Below are 19,640 nucleotides of genomic sequence, written 5' to 3' on the forward strand. Positions count from 1 at the left end.
GCCCGCCTCCGTACATCTGCCGACGTCGCAAGGTTCCTCGCTTCCGACCCCACCCAAACCAAGATCAAAAAGACGAGTTAAAGATCTGCACGCCCTAACTGATCATTTCAGAATGAGTTGAGCTGTGGTCTTGCGCTTGTCGATCTTGATCGGCAGGGTGTCCGGGGTGCCTGCTGATCTTGTTCCTGACGGCCACTGGTCTGTGGGGACAGGCGGGTTGTTGCTCCTGCTCGGTGGGTTCACGGATCAGCGACCGATCCGGCGAGCGGGTGACTGCCACGGCCCTGTACAAGATCGCGGTGAATTGGGCCCTCTGACTGCCCCACGGTTTCCTGGGCCGCGGAAGCTGTTGAGGGGTTCGCCACCGCTGCCCACTACTTTGCCTGCACGGCTGTGCGAGGGCTCTGACGGCGCGTCACGGTGAGGAAGGCATCAGCGTCGCGGATGGCCAGTGCGACCGCGATGGCGAGTACGGCTGCTGCCGCGGCGGCAAGGAACGCGTCGTGGTACCCATTCAGGTCGGCAGGGACGTGACCGGCGATCTCCCGGGTCGGGCCGGCGACGGCAAGGAAGGTGCTGAGCAGCGCCACGCCGATGGCACCTCCGAGCTGCTTGCCGGCGTTAAAAAGGGAGGACGCCCGTCCGGTCTGCGCCTTGGTGATGCTGGCCATCGACGCGGCCTGGCTGGCAATGAACACGAAGGAGACGCCGACTCCGAGGACAAGCATGATCAACCGCACCAGCCACAGGCCGGCGTCGGCGTCCGCTCGGGCCATCGAGACCAGTGCGGCCGCGATGATCAGCAGACCGGCAACCACGATCCGGCGGGGGCCGAGACGCCGGTAGAGCACGCGGGTCACTATCTGCCCCCCGGCCATGACGCCGAGCGCGGAAGGAAAGACGGTGAGGCCCGACTGCACCGCGGACAGGCCGAGTGCGTCCTGGAAGAACAGGGCGGCCAGGAACAGTGCGCCGAGGTAGGCGACCGATCCCAGGCCGTACAGGCCCGTCGCGCAGGCGAACATGCGGTTGCGGAGCAGGCGCAGATCGACCAGCGGGTTCGCCGCTCGCAACTCGACGGCAACCAGCGCGGTCAGCAGTACCACGCCGACGCCGATCGTGATCAGCACGGGAGCAGCCGACCAGCCCTGCGAGGGCCCCTCGGAGATGCCGTACATGACCGAACCCAACCCCGCCCCGGACAGCAGCAGGCCGGTCACGTCCAACCGGCCGGGGTGGGCGGGGATGTGGTCGGCGAGCGCCACGGCTCCGAAGACGAACGTCGCCGCGCCGACCGGCACGTTGACGAAGAACGTCAACCGCCATGACAGGTAGGTCGTGAACACGCCGCCGAGGATCGGGCCGAGCACCGGAGCCAGCGCTGTGACCAGCGCCAGGACACTGGAGATACGTACTCGCTCGGCCAGCGGGTAGATCCGGAACAGCATCGCCAGCCCGACCGGGGTCATCACCGCACCGCCGATGCCCTGCAGGACACGGAAGGCGACCAGCTCACCGAAGCTCGTGGAGCTGCCGCACAGCGCCGAGGCGATCGTGAACACGCCCACCCGCGCCCAGCAATGCTCGCCGCCCGCCGATCCGGTCGCCGAGCCGGCCCGAGGCGGGGATGAACACCGCCTTGAGCCGGTTCTTGAGCCAATAGCCGGGGCCGTTGACAGAGATCACGTCACAGTGATGCAGGAGCCGGTCGAGGATGGCGGTGGCGAAGACTTCGTCACCGAACACCTGTCCCCATGCGCTGAAGGTCTTGTTCGAGGTCAGGATGATCGAGCCCCTCGGCGGAGCCCTGCTGGCCCAGCAGGCCGGGCCGTCCCCGGTCATGCAGCTGACCTGCCGGGACCGCAACCGTTTGGCGCCGCAGTCGGACCTGCTCGCCGCCGCCCTCGGCGTGCCACATGTGCTCCTGCTGACCGGTGATCATCCGCGCGGCGGCGATCGCCCGGAGGCGAAGCCGGTGTTCGACCTCGATGGCGTGCAGCTGACCCGGCTGGCCAGAACGTTACGCGCCGAGGGTGTCTTGCCTCCGGCAAGACACCCGCAGTGGATGATCGGGACGGCGGCGAAGCCGTTCTCCCCGCCGTTGCCGTTCCGCAGTCGGCGCCTGGCCAAGAAGGTCGTGGCGGGAGCGGAGTTCGTGCAGACCCAGTACGTGTTCGACATCGACGTGTTCGCGCAGTGGATGTCGACCCTGCGAGACATGGGGGTCACCGAGCGGTGCGCGGTGCTGGCGGGGGGGGTCGGTCCGATCCGCTCGCTGCGGATGCTGGAGTTCCTGCGCACCGGCGTGCCCGCGGAGGTCGAGCGCCGGCTGCGGGGCGTACCCGAGGACCGGGTCGGTGACGAGGGGATCCGGCTGTGCGCGGAGACGATCCAGCAGTCGGGAGAGATTCCCGGTGTATCGGGGGTGCATGTCATGGCGTTCGGTTTCGAGCGCGGCGTGCCTGAGATTCTTGAACGCGCCGGGCTTGTTCCCCGGGCTCCCGGCGGGACCTCGGCTTCAGGCGGAGATCGGCATGCTGGTCGACTTCCGTCCCCACCTCCGCCTGCGTGGTGACCAGCCCGCGGGCTTCGAGGCGCCGGTACTGCCAGTCGTGAGCACACGGAGTAAGAGCGAGATCGATCCGGCACGGGTGCGGATCGTCTGTGACTGGGTGCAGTACCGGAACAGCTTCCGCGATGTCCTGGAGGTCCGGCCGATCCTGAGCGGCGGACCCGCTGCGGGGCAGGGGCTTCAGGTCCCCGCCGACCTGGGCGAGGACGAGTTCGAGATCGGCGTCGACGTACGGCGCGCGGCCGGTGCCCCGGTCGGCGACCTCACGGCAGAACTGCTGTCGCCGGACCCCGACGGGGTGTTCCTTAAGGACTGGACTCCGGGCGGCGACGGGCTGATCTGGCAGTTCAGCTCCCTGTCCTGGTCGGCGCTTGAGCGGTGGGAGAAGGCGACCGGGCGCGGCTACGAGCAGGCGCTGCCCGGTGGTGAGAGCGACGCCCGCAACCGCGCGGCCGCGGTGGAACTGATCAGTGAGCTGTTCGAGAGATGGGACCGGCTGGCGGCCTCCGCCGCGCTGCCCGACGAGCTGTACATCGTGGAACTGGGCGTGGGCAACGGCCAGCAGGCAAGGGTGTTCTTCGACACCTTCCGCGAACTCGACGTCCGTCACGGCAAGGGCTACTAAGCGCGGCCGCGGTACATCCGCCCGGTTGCGCCCACGCCTCGGCATCCGCCCGACGGATCCCGTCCGGCTCCGGGGTTACGGGTGCCTTGCCACCATGTCTCTAGGTGACCTAGTATCGAAGTCAATAGGAGATGATCTCGCAGCTGAGAGCTCACCTTGAATCGTCAGGGTGCGGCCCCTCGGCAGGTGCCCCATCTCCCCTCCGCACAGGCCGGTCCGCACCGGGCCGACATTCCGCGTGAGCCGACTACCCGCACGTTTCATTCATCAGTGGAGGTCACCGTGCAGATCGTGCACTTTGACGACGACAACTGGTTCAGGGACCACCCCAGTGGGGTTCTGCACTTCCAGCACATGCTGCGGGGCGAACCGGGATCCCCCAACAATTACATGTACGTGCTGGCCAAGCAGGTCGGTGAATGGTCCATGCCGCGTCATCGGCACAACTTCGAGCAAATCCGTATCCCGCTGGTCGGCTCCAACACCACGTACGGCCCGAAGGTCGAGCTGAAGGAAGGCCAGATCGGCTACTTCCCCGAGGGTCTGTCCTACGGTCCCCAGGAGTCGCCGCTCACCGACCTGAAGCCCGGTGAGCCGCTCGCCCTGGCATTGCAGTTCGGCGGATCCTCCGGGTACGGCTTCATGACCATCGAGCAGCGGCGCCAGGCCATGAAGGAGCTGGTCCAGGCAGGAGGCAAGTTCGAGGGCCCGCTCTACGTCAGCCCCGAGGGCAAGCGCCAGTGGGGTCTGAACACCGTCTGGGAGCACGTCTTCGGCGAGCGACTGAAGTACCCGCGCCCCCGGTACAACCACCCGGTCATCGCCGACCCGAAGCGGTTCAACTGGCTGCCCGTCGACGGCGCCAAGGGCGTCGACCACAAGTTCATGGGCTCCTTCTCCGAGCGGGGGGTCTGGATCGAGATGGTCAAGCTGCGGCCCGGCGCCCAGTGGCCGTCGGTGGATTCCGGCGCGGAACGCATCCTGACCGTGCTGTCCGGCGAGGGCGAGTGCGAAGGCGAGAACCTCCGCTACCTGAGCACCCTGCGGGCCGACGCGGACGACCAGTTGACCCTGACGGCCTCCGGCTCCTGCGAGCTGGAGCTGATCCTGATCGGCATGCCCCCGGTGGTGATCCCGGACGAAGCCTCCGAGGAGTACGAGATCGACCCCGACCCGGCCCCCGGCCAGCCCGTCCACGTCGACTCCGGCTTCTGAGGACAGAACACCATGCTGCAACTCAACATCGCCTCCAAAATCGCCGACCTGGTACTGGAAGAAGGGCGCACCCTAGGTGTGAACCCGCTGACGGTGGCCGTGCTCGACTCCAACGGCCACGTCCAGGTCCTCAAGCGGGACAATGGCAGCAACGGGATGCTGCGCCCGCAGATCGCCCAGGCCAAGGCATGGGGAGCGGTGGCCCTGGGCCATGGTGGACGGCTCCTGGCCAACCGTGCGGAGATGGCCCCCGCCTTCTTCGCGGCGCTCGACACCATCTCCCACGGGCGGGTGGCCCCGGTCCCCGGCGGCGTACTGATCCGTGACACGGAGGGCCAGGTCATCGGTGGCGTGGGCATCAGCGGCGACCTTCCCGACAACGACGAGAAGTGTGCCGTCGCCGCTGTCGCCGCGGCCGGCTTCACTCCCGACGCAGGCTGAGGTCACCGCAGCACACGGCGTCACCACAGCTCACGGCTTCATCCTGCGACAGCGGGGAGGTGTCCTCTCACCTCCCCGCCTTGCCATGTCTTCATCACCGCCTCGGACACCACTGCCCCTGAGGACACCGCTGCCCCTGACACCTGCTGTCTCCGACATACGTGTGCGCCACGGCGGCAACGCCCTCCGGTCGAGTCCCGGCCGAAGTCCGTGCCACCACGGCGATGCCGATACGGGCGGCCGCATGGCACGCAGCCGCCCGCTCCGCTCAGCCCGCTCACTCACTCGCTCAGAGGAAGTTGTTGGGCCAGATCATGGTGCGCCACATGTGGGCCACCGGGGAGCCGTCGAAGCCCAGGCCCTCACGGGGCTGTCGGAAGTGACGCCCCACGATGTCCTCGAACTCCCCGAACTCGACCTTGACATGGCAGTCGAAGGAGTAGATGTCGTTGATGGTCACCAGACGCGCCGTCATGTACCAGCGGTGCTTGCGCGCTTCCTCGGCGTCCCGGCGGGTGTGCTCGGGCGGCTGATAGTCGGCGCCGAAGTAGGTGACGTACGCGTCCGGGTAGTTGTAACCGACCGATTCGTCCGCGAAGTAGCGCAGCGCCTCATGCTTCTGGATGGCCCAGGCCACCTCTTCGTCGACATAAGGCGCCACCAGCTGGGCTCCCCAGTAACCGTGGTTGGCGGAGAGCAGTCCGGACACGGCGATGTCATGCAGCAGACAGGCCAGGATCACCTTCTCGTCCAGACCGTTCTCCCTGGCCACCCGGGCGCTCTGCAGAAGGTGCAGGGAGCCGAGGTCGCTGAGGGCGATGCGATCGCGGAAGAAGTCGCCGAGCGTGGGCTGATCGGGCATCTTGGGCAGCGCCGGGCTGTCGCCCATCATGAGCACCGAGTCGGGGTGGCGCACCTCGGCGAAGAGGGTTTCGCGGTGCTCGTGGGCGGGGGTGCCCAGGGTGGCCGCGGCCGGGGGAACGATCAGACGCCGGCGCTGGTCCACGGCATCGTCCAGCGGCTCGCGCACCCAGTTGGTCAAGCCTGCTTCGCGCAGGGACTGCGGCAGTTCATGCGGCTGAACCTGAGTGGTCGGCGGCTGTGGTGCGGCTGACATGAGTGACTCCTTTCGAACGTGCTCCGCCGACGGTCCGTCCTCTGGTCGTCGTCGACGGGGAACCGTAGGCCGCGCGGGGGCTGCGGCCTGGAACACGCCGAGTTGAGACGGTCAGTGCGTCCTGGCGGTGGCGCGCAGTGTGTGGATCAGTTCGGTGACGGGGCCGATCTCCGGCGGACGGCTGCGGGCCTCCGCGTCGATGACCGTGACCAAGGGTGTGGTCGCGTCGGCGGCGGGCCAGGGGGTGCCGTCCGGGCTGCGCGGGACGCCGGTGCGGGCGAACTCCGTCCAGGCGTGGAGCATGGTGTCGGAGACCCGTTCGTCCTGCTCGTCGTAGCCCTGACCGGCGGTGATATGGCCGAAGACATAGGGGATGTCGGAGCAGTGGAAGGCGAGCATGCCCGACTTGCTACTGCCCGGCGAGACCCGGTCGAACCGGTAGGCATACGATGTGCGGCCCAGTGCCGTGAACCGACGGTACGAGGCGAGAACTGGCTCCGTCCACAGGGCGTCCGTGTACAGCCGCGCCAGCGCCTCGTAGGGGGTGCCGGTGAGTTGGGCGAGGATGGCACCGGCCTGCTCGCCACCGAGGACCGCCGCCATGGTCTCCAGCGTGGCCGGCGTGTAGACCTCGGACGGGTCGACCGCGGACGGCGGACCGCCGAAGGGACCGGTCGGCCTGATGAAGAAGCGGCCCTCGTCACGGGTGTGACCGAACAGCACGGGGACATCGGGGTCCCAGCTGGACAGGTCCTCCCCCACGACCTCGCCGTCCTCGGTCGGAGCCCAGACCAGATTGGCCGGCGTGTGCACCTGACCGGGCGGCGGCATGAGGCTCGCGGACCGGAGCGACGCCATCCGCACCTCGTGCACCGGCTTGGTACGCAGATACTCCAGATCACTGCCGCCCAGTTGCTCACAGAACCGGGCGCTCGCCGCCAGCAACCGCTCCCGACGGTCCGGTCCCCGGCGCGCGACGAGTCCCTCGGCGCCGGCGCTCTGCAGGACGGCCCGGTGGAACAGGCCCCGCGCGTCGGGCGCGGCCAGCAGTGTGCGGACCGCGTCCGCGCCCGCGGACTGGCCGAAGACGGTGACGTTCTCCGGATCACCGCCGAACTGGGCGATATTGCGGGAGATCCACTCAAGCGACGCGATCCAGTCCTGGACGGCGGCGTTGCCGTCCGCGTCCGGGTGCTGGAGGAAGCCGAACGCGCCGAGCCGGTAGTTGAACGACACATAGGTGACGCCGCGGCGGGCGATGGAGGATCCGTGGTAGTCCCGCATGGAGGCGGACCAGTTGACGAAGCCGCCGCCGTGGATCCAGACCATGACCGGCTGCCGGGCCTCCGGGTCCACGCCGGTGGTCCAGATATTGAGGTGGAGACAGTCCTCGCTCGGCTCCGCGCCGAGGTCCAGACCCGAGTCGACGGTCTGGATCGCGGCGGGTCCGAACTCGGTCGCGTCGCGCACCCCCTGCCACGGGACGGGCGGCTGCGGCGACGCCCACCGCAGGTCTCCCACGGGCGGGGCGGCATACGGCACACCCCGGAAGCGAAGTACTCCGCGCCTCTCATTGCCTTCGAGAATGCCCTGCTCCACGCGGACTCGACTCATGATGATTCTCCGGAAGCTCGTATCCCACTGAGGGTGCGCGATCTCGTGCGGCTCGGTCTTGACGCGCATCGCACCCTGGCCGCTGGTGTACCGGACCACTGGACCCTGCCATTGGACCCAGACACTTGAAGACTAGGTCACCTCAAGTAAAACGGTCAACAGATCACTCACATACTAGGTGACTTGCCATGGCGGCCTGCCAGTCGCAGATGCCACGGCCAGCGTGATCAGCACCGGCGCGGGAGTGACCGCCCCGGCCAGCACCGGAACGGTGTTCAGCAGGGCGCGGCAACCCCGGGAGCCGTGAGCAGTTCCGAGAGCACTGCCGCATCCTCCAGTCCCGCGCCGCCGCCCGATCCAGCTCTGGAACGAGTAGCCGGACCCCGGGCGCCTTCGGTCCCGCACCCGGCCCGGCCACCCTCGCTCGTACGCCGGGTCCGGTGCCGCTCACTCACGTGCCGGTCCCGGCGCCTGTCGTTCCCTGCTGGACCCGGCCCCACGGCTCACAGGTACACGGACTGGGGGTCCTGATAGGCGGCGAGGGCCTCGGGGAAGTTCGCGGCCCATCCCGCTGTCCTTGACACCGCCGAACGGCGAGACGATGTCGGGCAGATAGCCGTTGACGCCGATCGTGCCGGTCCGGATGCGCCTGGCCACGGCCAGACCACGGTCGACGTCGTCGGTCCAGACCGAGCCGCCCAGGCCGTAGGCCGAGTCGTTGGCGATACGGACCGCGTCGTCGTCATCCGTTAGGGGATGACGCCGAGAAACGTCGGCCAGGCCCGCGTCGGGTTCCCGTTCGGGGTGGGTCTGCTTCCACAGCGGGAGGTCCGCCTCGTGCAGCAGAACGGGGGCGCCGGTGCGGGCCGCGAGGGCGGGTGCGGCGTCGATGTGGTCGTTGTGGGCGTGGGTGCACACGATCGCCGTGAGGACGCGGTCGCCCGCTGCCGCGGCGATGGCGCCGGCGTCGTGCGCGGCGTCGATGACGACGACCTCGTGACCGTCGGCGACCAGCCACACATTGCTGTCGATGTCCCAGGTGCCGCCGTCGAAGGTGAACTGTCCCGAGGTGACGAGGTGTTCGACGCGGGCAGCCATCACAGCACCACCACGGACCGCAGTACATCGCCGGAGTGCATCCGCGTGAACGCCTTCTCCACCTCGTCGAGCCCGATGGCCTCGGTCACGAACGCGTCCAGCGCCAGCCGTCCCTGCCGATGCAGATCGATCAGCATGGGGAAGTCGCGGGAGGGCAGACAGTCGCCGTACCAGGACGACTTGAGCGATCCGCCGCGTCCGAAGACGTCCAGCAGCGGCAGTTCGAGCAGCATCTGCGGTGTCGGTACGCCGGCCAGGACAACCGTTCCGGCCAGGTCCCGGGCGTAGAACGCCTGCCGGTAGGTCTCGGGGCGACCCACCGCGTCGATAACGACATCGGCGCCGAAGCCGCCGGTGAGGTCGCGGACCGCCTGGACCAGTTCGGTGTCCCGCGAGTTGATGGCGGTGGTCGCGCCCAGGTCGGTCGCGGTCTCCACCTTGCGGTCGTCGACGTCGGCGATGATCTGCGCCGCCCCGGCCAGGGCGGACCCCAGGACGGCCGCCGCGCCCGCCCCGCCGCAGCCGATGACGGCGACGGTGTCGCCGCGCCCGACGTTCCCGGTGTTGATGGCGGCGCCGATGCCGGCCATGACCCCGCAGCCCAGGGGCCCGGCCACGGCGGGAGAGACGGCCGGATCGACCTTGGTGCACTGTCCGGCCGCGACGAGGGTCTTCTCGGCGAACGCACCGATGCCGAGGGCCGGGGCCAGTTCCATGCCGCCGGTGAGGGTCATTCGCTGTTTGGCGTTGTGGGTGTCGAAGCAGTACCAGGGCCGTCCGCGCAGGCAGGCCCGGCACCGTCCGCACACCGCACGCCAGTTGAGCACCACGAAGTCACCGAGCGCGACATCGGTGACATCCTCACCGACGGACTCGACCACTCCCGCCGCCTCGTGCCCCAGCAGGAACGGGAATTCGTCACTGATGGCGCCCTGCTTGTAGTGCAGGTCGGTGTGACAGACCCCGCACGCCTGGACGCCTACGACGGCCTCGCCGCGACCGGGGTCGGGCACGACGATGGTCTCGATGCCGGCCTCTTCGCCCTTGGCTCGGGCGACAACACTTCGTACCTGCTGGGACATGGGGAAACACCTTTCCGTTCGGTCCGGGGAAGGAGAAGTGGGAAGAAAAGAGAGCGGGAGAAGGGGTGGCCCCCTCAGCCGGCCCGGCGCACGCGGACCGGGAGGGCGGCCCAGGAGCGCAGGGTGTTGTTGAGGTGCCGTTCGGGTCTCCCGGCCAGTTCGATGCGCTCCACTCGGCGGGCCAGTGCCGTCAGCAGCGCCTCGGCCTTAAGCCGCGCGACATGCTGGCCGACGCACTGGTGAATGCCCATGCCGAAGCCGACGTGCCCCGAGGGGTCCGGGCCGAGGTCGAAGCGGTCCGGGTCGTGCCAGCGCTCCGGGTCCCGGTTGGCCGACCCGAGGAACATGAGGATCTTGGTGCCCTCCTTGATCAGGGTCCCCGCGACGGTGACATTGGCGGTGGCCGTACGGAAGAAGGTCTGCACCGGCGACAGCCAGCGGGCCGCCTCGTCGAAGGCGACCCGGGCCAGCTCCGGCCGCTCGCGCAGCCGCTGCCGCTGATCGGGGTGGGTGGCGAAGGCGTACAACGCGGCGGACAGTCCGTGCACGGTGGTGTCGACACCGGCGGTGAGCAGGGACCGGACGACCAGGGGCGCCTGCTCCGGGGTGATGTCTCCGCGGTCGGCGGCGGCCCGGATCCGGGCGCCGAAGCCGTCCTTGTCGAGGGACTCGCGGACACACGGGGCGTTCGCCCAGGCGGAGAGTCCGGCGGCGCGGTCGGTGTCGGTCAGTACCAGGTCGTTGCGCGGGCCGAAGGCGTTGAAGGCGATGTTGCCGTAGGGCAGCAGATCGTCCCGGTTTTCGGGGCCGAGGCCGACCGCGTCGGGGAAGACCCGCAGGGGGAACGCCTTGGCGAGCGCGGTGAAGGCGTCGAAACGTGGACCCTTGGCCAGTACGGTGTCGACGAGGTCCTCGGCGACCGTGTGCCAGACCGTGCTGAGCCGGCGCAGGGCAGGCGGGGCGAGTATCTCGCGCAGGACTCGGCGCGGCGCGTCCTGTCCGGGCGGGTCGGCGTCCAGCAGCAGGCTGGGCAGCCGCCAGGGCTTCTCGTGGCGGAAGTTGGCCAGGCCCACACCCGCCCCGGACCGGAAGTTCTGCCAGTCGACCGGCGCGGCGTGCACCTGGGCGTGGCGGGCCAGGGCATGGACGTCGTAGCGCGCCAGATGGACCACCGGACCTGCGGAATGCAGGAAGGATGCGTGGGGGTGGGGGTGGGCCGCGATGTGCTTCTCACCAAGCGAGAGGGAAATTCCTGCGCCGCCGTGGGTGTGCTGTCAGCCGCCGAGTGTGCGGGAGAGTCCGTGCGCCGCGGTCCGTACGACGGGGACGACGGCCCGGCCTCGTTGGGGACGATCACGGAGAGCGCGGCGATGACTTCGCCTTTCCCGGCGCGAACCGGTGCCGCGATGCCGAGCGCCTCCTCGTGGCCGAAGCCAGGGCAGTACGCGAATCCCCTGAGCCGTACGTCGACCAACAGGGACCTCAGACGGGCGGGGGTGGCCGGCGTGCCGGAGGTGTAGACGGTGAGCGGTGCCGCGAGTGCCCGCTCCTTGATGTCCGGGGAGCTGTGCGCGAGCAGGACCAGTCCGCTGGAGGAGACGTGCAGGGGCAGCCGTCCGGCGATACGGGTGTAGTTGACGACGGAGCCGGGGCCGAGAGCCGCTCCAGGAACAGCACTTCCCCGCCGTCGAGAACGCCGAGCTGGACATGGTGGCCGACCACGTCGTGCACGCCTTCCATGAAGGGCAAGGAGGTATTGCGCAGCGACAGGGTGGGGGACGCGCGGGTCACCAGCTCCCACAGCCGTACGCCCAGGCGTACCTTGCGGTCGGTGTCCCGGCCCAGGAGCCCGTGCGCCACCAGTTCACCCACAAGCCGTGAGGCGGTCGCCACATGCAGTCCCGACCGGCGGGCGATCTCGGACACGGTGAGAGCCGGTTCGTCGGGGCTGAACGCCTCGATGATCCGCACGGTGCGGGAGAGCACCGATTCACTGTGGGGTGTTTGCATGGGCCACTCCCCTGACTGCCCCTGTGGGCCCCGCGTCACACGGGCCCACCCGGGCGGCCGCTTTGGGACCACCGGGGATGGAGGATCAGTCGAGCAGTTTCTTCTGATCCGCCGACAGCTGTGAGACGAGCCGAGCGAAGTCGGTGTCGGTGAGCCGGAACTGCTTCGACTGTGACAAGGCGTCGATCAGTTCACGCATCCGGTTGGAGTAGACCTCAAGGCATGTGACCGCCCGTTCGGCGTCGCGTGCCTCCAGCGCCGCGACCAGGGCCATGCGGTCGTCCTGGAGCGGTCCGGCGGCCTTCTTCCACGCGGCGGCCCGCTTGGTACCCAGCTCGTACGCCAGCCGGACCTGGACGTCGATGAGGAACCCGCACAGCACGGCCAGCAGCGGGTTGTGGCCGACCGCGGCCAGCCGGCGCAGGAAGACGCTCAGGTTCTCCGCGGACTTCTCCGGGCTGGGCGCGAGCATGTTCTCCGCGCTCTCCCGGAGCTGGGCGAGATCCTCGTCCGAGGCGCGGGTGACGCCGAGCGCCGTCGCGTGGGTCAGGAGTGCGCCGAGGACACCGAGGACGTCGCTCACGCCCAGCTTGTCCAGCTGGATGACAGAGGACAGGGACAGTGCGGTCAGGCTGTCGCTGCGGGCCGTCACGAAGGCGCCGCGCCCCTGCTTGGAGGCCACCAGCCCCATGGCGGTGAGCGCCCGGATCGACTCGCGTACCGTCTGTCCGCTGACGCCGTATTCCGTGGCCAGGTCCCGCTCCGCGGGCAACCTGCTGCCGTGTGGGAGAGCGCCGCTCAGAATCCGATCGCGCAAGTCCTCAAAGATCAGGTCCGAGACCCTTTCGCGGGCGAACTTTCTCGCCCCGGCATCCACGCTCATACCGGCAAGCTAATCCTCTAGAGACCTAGTGTCAAGGTAATGCCTCCCTCCGGGACGGTAGCGAGGGGATGCCCCCACCCCGGGACGGGGCGCTTCCGGGACCCCGGAGCGAGGTCACCCACATTGACCCCTAATCTATAGGTGACCTAGTGTTCAACTAACTGTGGGCGTGGTGGGCGTGTAGCCGCCGCCCCGTCATCGGATGCGCGACGCGCTGTGCGCCGGACTCCCGGTGAGAGACGAGGAACCATGGCAACGGTCGGTGAGTCGTTCTGCGAAGTCCTGCTCAAGCACCGCGTGGGTGTGGTCTTCGGCAACCCGGGCTCCAACGAGCTGCCGTTTCTGCGCCATCTCCCCGAGGAGCTGCCGTACTACCCGGCCCTCCAGGAGGGCGCGGCCATCGCCATGGCCGACGGCTACGCCCAGGCGTCCGCCATGGTCGGTTTCGTCAATCTCCACCCGGCCTCGGGTACCGGCAACGCCATGGGCTGTCTGATCAACACCGCCAGTGACCACACCCCGTTGCTGATCACCGCTGGCCAGCAGTCCCGTCGCTACCATCCCTCAACGCGCTGCTGACCAATGTCGACGCCACGAAGCTGTGCGATCCGCTGGTGAAGTGGTCCGGGGAGCCGCTCAGGCCGGAGGACGCCCCGCTGCTGGCGTCGAAGGCGCTACTGCTCGCGCAGAGCGCGCCGCCGGGCCCGGTCTATCTGTCCGTTCCCCTGGACGACTGGGACCGGCCGGCGGACGCCGCCACGCAGCGGCAGCTCCTCGCCCGCTCGATCCACGGGCAGCCCGTCGCCCAACGCGTCGAATCGCTGGACGAGTTGACCCAGCTCGTCAAGGCGGGCATGCAGGCCACGGAGCCCCGGCTGATGGAGGTTCCGCAGCGCGCCGAATGAGCGAAGGGCCGCCCGTGCCGAGTACGAGCATGACCCGCCCACCGGCCCGCTCCGGTCCTGCTCACCGCCGGCGGGCCGGCCGGGCTCGGAAACTGGTGCGCGCGCGCAGGCGATCTGCCCAAGAGCGTCGTACGACATCGGCGTCCGGGCTGATGTGATCGAAGCCGTGCGGGCAGCCCGGGCGTATGTGCAGCTCCACGGACGACCCGACGGTCAGCAGGCGGCGGGCGTAGTCCAGGGACTCCTCCCGTGTCCTGCACCGGGGTCGGGGCGGTGTTCGGGGGCCAGGCGGTAGCAGACGGCCGGCAGAGGTACGCCGCTGTAGGCCGCGCAGGCGGCGATCGCCGGGTCGTGCAGGTCCACCGAACCGGTGATCATGCCGCCCCCATCGACATATACGGCAGCCGGTCCCGGCCGCCCGACGCCCGTGCCGGGCGGGGTGTACCAGCGGGCGAGGACCCGGGCTCCGTCGTAGGAGACGAACTCGTGGTCGGTACGGGCGACCTCAGCGTATCGTGGCAGCGTGCCGCCACGGGCGGCCCACGCCTTCTCGGAGTTGGCGCGTCTCGCCTCCCAGTCACCGCGCGATGCCGGCTGGGGACGGGTGGGGCGGAACCGGCCATCGCGGCCCGCGCGGCCTCCAGGAGCTGGGCGTCCAGGGCAGACTTATGGTGGTCCTTCACTCTCACGGGGTGGCGCGGTTGCGTGCGTTGAGGGGCTGCGGCGCGGTGCTTGCGGTGTGCGATGCGTCAGGGCCGGGCGAACCAGCCGGAGTGGTCGAGCCGGTCGTCCTGTCCGCGTCCAGTACCTCCGTGCCGACCCGGACGGCGTGCACGGCCGCGGGGAAACCGGCGTACCCGGTCGCGTGATAGATCACTTCCTCCAGCTCTGCCCGGGTGCGCCTGTTCCGCAGCGCCATCAAAAAGTTGATCTTCGGTTCCTCGTCCGCACGCAACGCGATCAGCAGACCCAGCGTCACCAGGCTCCGCGAATGCCGGTCCAGCCCCTCCCTCCCTCGCAGACAGCCACACGCATGCGTCATCGCCAACGCCGCGAGACCCGGGGCGAAGACACCCTCGGACACACCGTCGGCCACGTCAGCGCGAGAACGGCCCGTTTGCTCGCCATGTACGGCACCTGAAAGTGCGAGGTCGTCATGCTCGCGGCCGAGAAGACATCGACGGTCACCGCCGCTGCACCCTGGTGACGATCGGCCTGGTGGCCCCGCCAGCTCCGACAGCGACAACATAAACTTGACGGAGCGTCACACCCGTCCGCCGGACGGCTGGGCGTACGCGGTCTCACGTGAACTCCAGCCTCCGTGTTCGTCGATCAGCACACCGGCACGGCGTACGGTCACGCCAGGGGCGGCCCGTTCAGCCAGCCCAATTACCGGTTCTGACCACGTCAATGACATTCCTCGGGAAGGACATGATGAAGCTTCTCCTCACCGACTCCGGTATCAAGAACGCGAGCATCCAGGATGCGCTGGTCGATCTCCTGGGCAAGCCGATCGCCGAGTCCAGCGCCCTCTGCATCCCCACCGCGGGATACGGGGCCCCCGACGGCCGATCCGGGCGGGCCATGGCGGTTCATCAGCGGTCGATCCCCCAGCCCCATGACCGAGCTGGGGTGGAAGTCGGTGGGCGTTTTGGAACTCACGGCGCTGCCCAGCATCGACAAAGCGCGCTGGATCTCCTGGGTCCGGGAGGCCGACGTCCTGCTGGTCAATGGCGGTGATGCGCTGTACCTGGGCCACTGGATGCGGGAATCCGGGCTGGCTGAACTCATGCCGTCCCTGCCCGACACGGTCTACGTGGGACTCAGCGCCGGCAGTGTGGTGATGACACCTCGGATCGGGGAGGACTTCGTGGGTTGGAAGCCGCCCACCGGCGGCGACAGCACGCTGGGCGTGGTCGATTTCTCGATCTTCCCGCACCTGGATCATCCGGCTTGCCCGGACAACACCATGGCCGAGGCAGAACGATGGGCGGCCCAGATCGCAGGCCCGGCGTATGCGATTGACGAACAGACCGCCATCAAGGTGGCCGACGGCGCCGTCGAAGTGGTCTCCGAAGGCCACTGGAAGTTGTTTTAGTACCTTCGCCTATTGAACAGCTCGGTACCCTGGGAGAGTGGTCTTCCGACCTGGAATCCGGGCCGGTCCTGGTGGAGTTGGTGACCGTGAACTTGAGAACTACTGAATTTTAATGGGTGGTGTCGTAGGGGTTGATACTCATGATCCCCTACGGCACCACACTTTTAAATTCAGTAACCCTATCGTCCTGGGGATTTAGTGCGACTGGCGTTCGCCGCCGAATTGTTCCGGTGGGCACCAGGCCGGCTCATCGTGCTGGCGTTATCGGAATGTGCGAACGTCTTGCTCTTGTCCCTACTCAGCGCAGAAATACCGGCAAGGGAATCGGGATGCCCGGGATTGTAAGCGGGGGAAATTGGATTGATGGGGGTGGAAGTGTGATTCTGGGTTTCGGGTACTTCCGGGGTGGGTTCAAGACGGCTGTAGGTAGTACGCCTCGCGAGCTGCCCCGGAAGGAGCTCGGAACCGGTGCTGCGACTGGTGCCTTCGGTCATTCCGGTGCCAGCACGGCTCATACCCCCGGACGGAGGAAAGTAGGAAAGGGAGTCGCTGTCGGTGAGATGGCCCAAGGTCATGGACGGGGCCTCTCGGAGCCTACCCCCTTCGAGAAATGCGTCGGGGTGTTTTCCCATGATTTCACGCTTGGTCTTCTTCATCTCCTCCTGCGCAGTTGGGCCAGTCGCAACTGCTGCTGCAGCAGCAGTGATGGGAGTGGCTGCTTGAGTTATCGTGTCGTCCTTCAGGGCGATGCTGGCGAATCCCACACCCAGACTGCTGGTCTGAAACACAACCTTAGCCAGGTCCTTGGCCACACCCCAGGTGAGACCGTTTTCCCTGATGGTCTTGATGGCTGAGTGGAGGTAATGAGCAATGTCGGACGCCGCTGTTGCGTTGTTCACATAGTTCCCGGCGTCCTGCAATGATTCGCCGGTGACCGGCGCGCCATTATCCTTCACCACGGCTCCCGCCGCCACCAGGCCGAAGCCCAAGACCTTGATGCCGGTCGTGATCGGTGAACGATTTTGCTGGATGAACTCGCCAAACCTTTTCAGGTCCGCCTTCATACTGTCGAGGCTTACCCAGCCACCGTTCCCGTCACTGATGGAAACAATTGCCCCGTCAGAATTTTTATCTTCGGGAGTGAAGGCGAACTGACGGTTTTGGTCGTCCTGAAAGACCACGGTGCCCCGCCGGGAAAGGCGACCTGGCACAGGGATGGTTCCCACTTGTTCATAGGAGCATGATGCGTCATCCGAATTCGGTCCTCCCGGCCCCCAGCTGACGCGGTGGACAGGCACATTGGACTGTTCCTGCGAACTCGATGGTGTCGGCATGTCCGGTGTCCTCTCGTGAAAAATATGTCCTTCACCTTGAGGAGATACAACGGATCCGAAGCTCGAATGGTTCAAACTCCTGCGAACATGTCAAGGATGACCAAATCCGCACAGTCAATTTTCAGCCAGAAGTAAATATCGTGACAAGTTACACCCTCACGAACACGAACACGGTCAGCTGTGGCGCTGACCGGACCGCCTGGAACGTCAGCTCGGCACACTGATGGCCGCAAGGGCGGCAGGGCGCGACGACCTGCCCGGAGCGGAGCACGGCAGGCACCAGGCCCTTGCCCGCCGTATCGCACGCTGGCCGGGCAAGCGTCGACTGGACTTCGCCCGTCGCTGTGCCGAGCGCTGCGACCACGTTATGGACCGCCCCGAACCCTGGTTGGCCAGATCGGTGGGGTCGGTGTTGGCTCCGCACAGGACGACGCAGACCTTCTCGCCGCACATCCCGGCCGGTTAGCTGCCGGCCGGGATGTGCGGCCGCACGGGAAGTCCCGGTCGGACGTGTGCCGGTCGGGCGAGGTGAGGGCTCCATTTGAGCGGCGCGTCGGACGAACCCCGGTGCTCAGTCGGTCAGGTGTCCCAGGAGTGCGGGATGGTCGGCGAGGGCGTCGTGAAGACGCTTCTGGAGAAGGGGGGCGTACTGGTCGGGGTCGGCGGCCTCCCAGTCGATCGGGCCGAACGGGGGCTTGGGGTCGTACTCGACGAACAACTGGACCTTGCGCGCGATGTCCTGGCCCACGAGCTCGCCGACCAGGTGGAGTGCCATGTCGATGCCGGCCGACACCCCGGCGGCGGTGATGACGTTCCCGTCCCGGACCCAGCGCTCGGCCACCGGGATCGCCCCGAACTTGGCGAGCAGGCTGCGGTACAACCAGTGCGTGTTGGCCCGTCGCCCTTCCAGGAGACCGGCGGCGCTGAGCAGCAGCGAGCCGGTGCACACCGAGCCGACGATCTCGGACCGTGCGGCTGCGATACGCAGCTTGTCCAGCAGCTTCTCGTCGGCCATCGCGGCGACGGTGGGGACCGTACCACCGGGCACGATGAGCGCGTACGGATCGGGCATGGTCTCGAAGGTGTGGCTGGGAACCAGGGACAGCGGGGTGTCCGTGACCATCGGTTCGATCCGCTCGCCGACCACGACCGTGTCGTAACCGGGGACGAGAAGGGACAGCACGCCGAAGACCTGCAACGGGCCGACGATGTCGAGCGGGCTGAGGCCCGGGTACTGGACGAAGGCGATCGTCTTGACCGGGGCTTCGTGCTGGGGGGCCGAGGATTCGGTCATGGGGATGCTCCTGGTAGCTGTGCCGGGCCCGCCCTGTCGACGATCCGGCTCGGGCTGGACGTGACGCGTTGAAGTGCGCCAAGCGGCGGGGGCGGGCGCCGGGAGAGGCGGAATGGGCGCACGTACGAGTCCTGGTGTGGCGTTGCGAGCACCGGCCGTCGGCCGATGTGGTCGGACACGCGTCCGAAGACGAGCAGGGACAGCAGCACGGCGATCGCGTAGACGCCGAAGACGCCGGTTGTGATGATCGGTGAGAAGTGCCACGCGGCCGCGTGTCTCGCGTACAGCGGGGTCGGCGCGCTGGAGGCGGCCAGGAGGGATATGACGATCGAGGCCAGCAGCACCAGGCTGCCGATGCCGGGGCGCCGCGTGGGGACGGCGGGCCTGGCCGTGTCGCGGCAGGCTTTCGATGGAGGAGCGCACGGGATTCGCCGTCACGTCGATGGGCGGCGCCATGCACACCGCGGCTGAGCATCGGATGCCAACACGGACGCCGGTTGTGGAACTGATCCGGTCATGCCCTCAAGCCTCGCGATATCGTCCGGACTCCACGAGTGGCAGAAATGACTGCTTTCGTTAGGATGCCGCCATGACCGTCCATCGGGTGTCCGTGCTGGCGCTGGACGGGATGGCCCCGCTCGATCTGGCCATCCCTGTGCAGATCTTCGGCCCACGCACGGAGACTCCTTGCCAGGTCTCCGTATGCGGACCGGTCAGTTCCGCCTCCGCCGCCGGCGGCTTCACGCTGACCGTCACCGGCGGACCAGACGTCCTGCGCGCGGCCGACACGCTGATCGTGCCGGGGTTCGGTCCGGGATTCGCGCCGCAGCCAGGACTGTTGCCGCCGGCGGTGCTCGACGTGCTGGCCACAGCCCGCGACCGGGGCCGGCGCGTGGTGTCCATCTGTATCGGTGCATTCGCGCTGGCCGCGGCCGGCCTGCTCGACGGGCTGCACGCCACCACACACTGGCGGCGCACAGACGGACTCGAACGCCAATACCCCGCCGTGCACGTGGACCGTGACGTGCTCTACGTCGACGAGGGCAACATCCTCACCTCGGCCGGGGTGTGCTGCGGCATCGACCTGTGCCTGCACATCGTCCGCCGCGACCTGGGCGCCATGGTGGCCAACCAGATCGCCCGGTCGCCGCCCGGCCTGGCGCGATCCTTTCGAACCCTGGCGCTCACGCCACGGCCAGGACCGGATCCCGCACGCGAGGCTGGAGACGAACCGAAGGGACACCACACATGACTCGCATCGCCGTCAACGGATTCGGCCGCATCGGACGCAATGTGCTGCGCGCTCTGCTGGAACGCGACAGCAAGCTTGAGATCGTCGCCGTCAACGACCT

23 protein-coding genes and 1 pseudogene are annotated in these 19,640 nt (G+C 68.0%); 9 read left to right on the forward strand and 15 right to left on the reverse strand.

The genetic code is table 11. The annotated features are described in order from the left end of the window. Positions 1–374: 374 nt before the first annotated feature. Both ACFY2B_RS44680 and ACFY2B_RS44685 read right to left on the reverse strand, forming a co-directional pair. The gene (locus tag ACFY2B_RS44680) at positions 375–1,562 is read right to left on the reverse strand and encodes a DHA2 family efflux MFS transporter permease subunit (protein WP_390768802.1); all 1,188 of its coding nucleotides are present in this window, start codon (positions 1,560–1,562) and stop codon (positions 375–377) included. 70 nt (positions 1,563–1,632) lie between these two features. Continuing rightward, a pseudogene (locus ACFY2B_RS44685) lies at positions 1,633–1,797 on the reverse strand (ATP-binding protein); the annotation flags it as partial. Here ACFY2B_RS44685 and ACFY2B_RS44690 point away from each other — a divergent pair. The 4 genes from ACFY2B_RS44690 (at position 1,784) to ACFY2B_RS44705 (ending at position 4,853) form a co-directional block, all read left to right on the forward strand. Continuing rightward, positions 1,784–2,575 carry a methylenetetrahydrofolate reductase gene (locus tag ACFY2B_RS44690; protein WP_390768803.1) on the forward strand — a complete coding sequence of 264 codons (792 nt, stop codon included), beginning with the start codon at positions 1,784–1,786 and terminating at the stop codon, positions 2,573–2,575. The pseudogene ACFY2B_RS44685 and the gene ACFY2B_RS44690 sit on opposite strands and share 14 nt — an antisense overlap. Before the next feature lie 37 nt (positions 2,576–2,612). Continuing rightward, positions 2,613–3,197 carry a hypothetical protein gene (locus tag ACFY2B_RS44695; protein ID WP_390768804.1) on the forward strand — a complete coding sequence of 195 codons (585 nt, stop codon included), beginning with the start codon at positions 2,613–2,615 and terminating at the stop codon, positions 3,195–3,197. Positions 3,198–3,479: 282 nt separating this feature from the next. Next, positions 3,480–4,412: a hypothetical protein gene (locus ACFY2B_RS44700; protein ID WP_390768805.1), complete on the forward strand. Its 933-nt coding sequence runs from the start codon at positions 3,480–3,482 to the stop codon at positions 4,410–4,412. Between the two features lie 12 nt (positions 4,413–4,424). Beyond that, complete coding sequence (locus ACFY2B_RS44705) at positions 4,425–4,853, forward strand: heme-binding protein (protein WP_390768806.1); 429 nt, start codon at positions 4,425–4,427, stop codon at positions 4,851–4,853. A 289-nt stretch (positions 4,854–5,142) separates the two neighbouring features. On the opposite strand, the gene ACFY2B_RS44710 is transcribed toward ACFY2B_RS44705, so the two are convergent. The 8 genes from ACFY2B_RS44710 to ACFY2B_RS44745 form a co-directional block, all read right to left on the reverse strand. Further along, complete coding sequence (locus ACFY2B_RS44710; protein WP_390768807.1) at positions 5,143–5,970, reverse strand: hypothetical protein; 828 nt, start codon at positions 5,968–5,970, stop codon at positions 5,143–5,145. A 111-nt stretch (positions 5,971–6,081) separates the two neighbouring features. Then, on the reverse strand, positions 6,082–7,584 hold the full coding sequence (locus tag ACFY2B_RS44715; RefSeq protein WP_390768808.1) for a carboxylesterase/lipase family protein: 1,503 nt from the start codon (positions 7,582–7,584) through the stop codon (positions 6,082–6,084). Between the two features lie 447 nt (positions 7,585–8,031). Next, on the reverse strand, positions 8,032–8,682 hold the full coding sequence (locus tag ACFY2B_RS44720) for an aldehyde dehydrogenase family protein (protein ID WP_390768809.1): 651 nt from the start codon (positions 8,680–8,682) through the stop codon (positions 8,032–8,034). Beyond that, positions 8,682–9,764: an S-(hydroxymethyl)mycothiol dehydrogenase gene (locus tag ACFY2B_RS44725; protein WP_390768810.1), complete on the reverse strand. Its 1,083-nt coding sequence runs from the start codon at positions 9,762–9,764 to the stop codon at positions 8,682–8,684. The genes ACFY2B_RS44720 and ACFY2B_RS44725 overlap by 1 nt, the downstream gene beginning before the upstream one ends. A gap of 74 nt (positions 9,765–9,838) precedes the next feature. Further along, the gene (locus ACFY2B_RS44730) at positions 9,839–10,603 is read right to left on the reverse strand and encodes a cytochrome P450 (protein ID WP_390768821.1); all 765 of its coding nucleotides are present in this window, start codon (positions 10,601–10,603) and stop codon (positions 9,839–9,841) included. After that, positions 10,492–11,349: an IclR family transcriptional regulator C-terminal domain-containing protein gene (locus ACFY2B_RS44735; protein WP_390768822.1), complete on the reverse strand. Its 858-nt coding sequence runs from the start codon at positions 11,347–11,349 to the stop codon at positions 10,492–10,494. The genes ACFY2B_RS44730 and ACFY2B_RS44735 overlap by 112 nt, the downstream gene beginning before the upstream one ends. Further along, positions 11,247–11,774, reverse strand: coding sequence for an IclR family transcriptional regulator (locus tag ACFY2B_RS44740; RefSeq protein ID WP_390768811.1), 528 nt, complete (start codon positions 11,772–11,774; stop codon positions 11,247–11,249). The genes ACFY2B_RS44735 and ACFY2B_RS44740 overlap by 103 nt, the downstream gene beginning before the upstream one ends. An 85-nt stretch (positions 11,775–11,859) precedes the next feature. Continuing rightward, positions 11,860–12,591, reverse strand: coding sequence for a FadR/GntR family transcriptional regulator (locus tag ACFY2B_RS44745; RefSeq protein ID WP_390768812.1), 732 nt, complete (start codon positions 12,589–12,591; stop codon positions 11,860–11,862). Between the two features lie 315 nt (positions 12,592–12,906). Here ACFY2B_RS44745 and ACFY2B_RS44750 point away from each other — a divergent pair, with 315 nt between their 5' ends. Further along, positions 12,907–13,236, forward strand: coding sequence for a thiamine pyrophosphate-binding protein (locus ACFY2B_RS44750; RefSeq protein ID WP_390768813.1), 330 nt, complete (start codon positions 12,907–12,909; stop codon positions 13,234–13,236). A 35-nt stretch (positions 13,237–13,271) separates the two neighbouring features. Continuing rightward, positions 13,272–13,562, forward strand: a complete 291-nt coding sequence (locus tag ACFY2B_RS44755) for a hypothetical protein (protein ID WP_390768814.1) — start codon at positions 13,272–13,274, stop codon at positions 13,560–13,562. A 213-nt stretch (positions 13,563–13,775) separates the two neighbouring features. Here the strand turns inward: ACFY2B_RS44755 and ACFY2B_RS44760 are convergent, their stop codons facing one another. Then, a complete protein-coding gene (locus tag ACFY2B_RS44760) occupies positions 13,776–14,084 on the reverse strand; it encodes an alpha/beta hydrolase (protein WP_390768823.1) in 309 nt (102 codons plus the stop codon). 163 nt (positions 14,085–14,247) lie between these two features. Further along, positions 14,248–14,811 carry a carboxymuconolactone decarboxylase family protein gene (locus ACFY2B_RS44765; RefSeq protein WP_390768815.1) on the reverse strand — a complete coding sequence of 188 codons (564 nt, stop codon included), beginning with the start codon at positions 14,809–14,811 and terminating at the stop codon, positions 14,248–14,250. A gap of 369 nt (positions 14,812–15,180) precedes the next feature. Between ACFY2B_RS44765 and ACFY2B_RS44770 the strand changes: the two genes are divergently transcribed. Beyond that, entirely contained in the window at positions 15,181–15,660 is a 480-nt protein-coding gene (locus tag ACFY2B_RS44770) for a Type 1 glutamine amidotransferase-like domain-containing protein (protein ID WP_390768816.1), read from the forward strand. A 179-nt stretch (positions 15,661–15,839) separates the two neighbouring features. Here ACFY2B_RS44770 and ACFY2B_RS44775 read toward each other — a convergent pair whose 3' ends face one another. The 3 genes from ACFY2B_RS44775 to ACFY2B_RS44785 all read right to left on the reverse strand — a co-directional run bounded on the left by ACFY2B_RS44775 (position 15,840) and on the right by ACFY2B_RS44785 (position 18,632). Continuing rightward, the gene (locus ACFY2B_RS44775; protein ID WP_390768817.1) at positions 15,840–16,841 is read right to left on the reverse strand and encodes a hypothetical protein; all 1,002 of its coding nucleotides are present in this window, start codon (positions 16,839–16,841) and stop codon (positions 15,840–15,842) included. A gap of 724 nt (positions 16,842–17,565) precedes the next feature. Next, positions 17,566–18,288, reverse strand: coding sequence for a DJ-1/PfpI family protein (locus ACFY2B_RS44780; protein ID WP_390768818.1), 723 nt, complete (start codon positions 18,286–18,288; stop codon positions 17,566–17,568). Further along, complete coding sequence (locus tag ACFY2B_RS44785; RefSeq protein WP_390768819.1) at positions 18,285–18,632, reverse strand: hypothetical protein; 348 nt, start codon at positions 18,630–18,632, stop codon at positions 18,285–18,287. Before ACFY2B_RS44785 ends, ACFY2B_RS44780 begins: the two co-directional genes overlap by 4 nt. 245 nt (positions 18,633–18,877) lie before the next feature. Here ACFY2B_RS44785 and ACFY2B_RS44790 point away from each other — a divergent pair, with 245 nt between their 5' ends. Both ACFY2B_RS44790 and ACFY2B_RS44795 read left to right on the forward strand, forming a co-directional pair. After that, positions 18,878–19,540 (forward strand): AraC family transcriptional regulator, encoded by a 663-nt coding sequence (locus tag ACFY2B_RS44790; protein ID WP_390768820.1) that lies wholly within the window; start codon positions 18,878–18,880, stop codon positions 19,538–19,540. Continuing rightward, the coding region (locus ACFY2B_RS44795; protein WP_390768824.1) for a glyceraldehyde 3-phosphate dehydrogenase NAD-binding domain-containing protein at positions 19,453–19,640 on the forward strand (188 nt) is incomplete at its 3' end. The genes ACFY2B_RS44790 and ACFY2B_RS44795, both read left to right, overlap by 88 nt.

Origin of the sequence: Streptomyces sp. NPDC001270, assembly GCF_042896695.1 — a bacterium.
Taxonomy (GTDB): Bacteria; Actinomycetota; Actinomycetes; order Streptomycetales; family Streptomycetaceae; genus Streptomyces.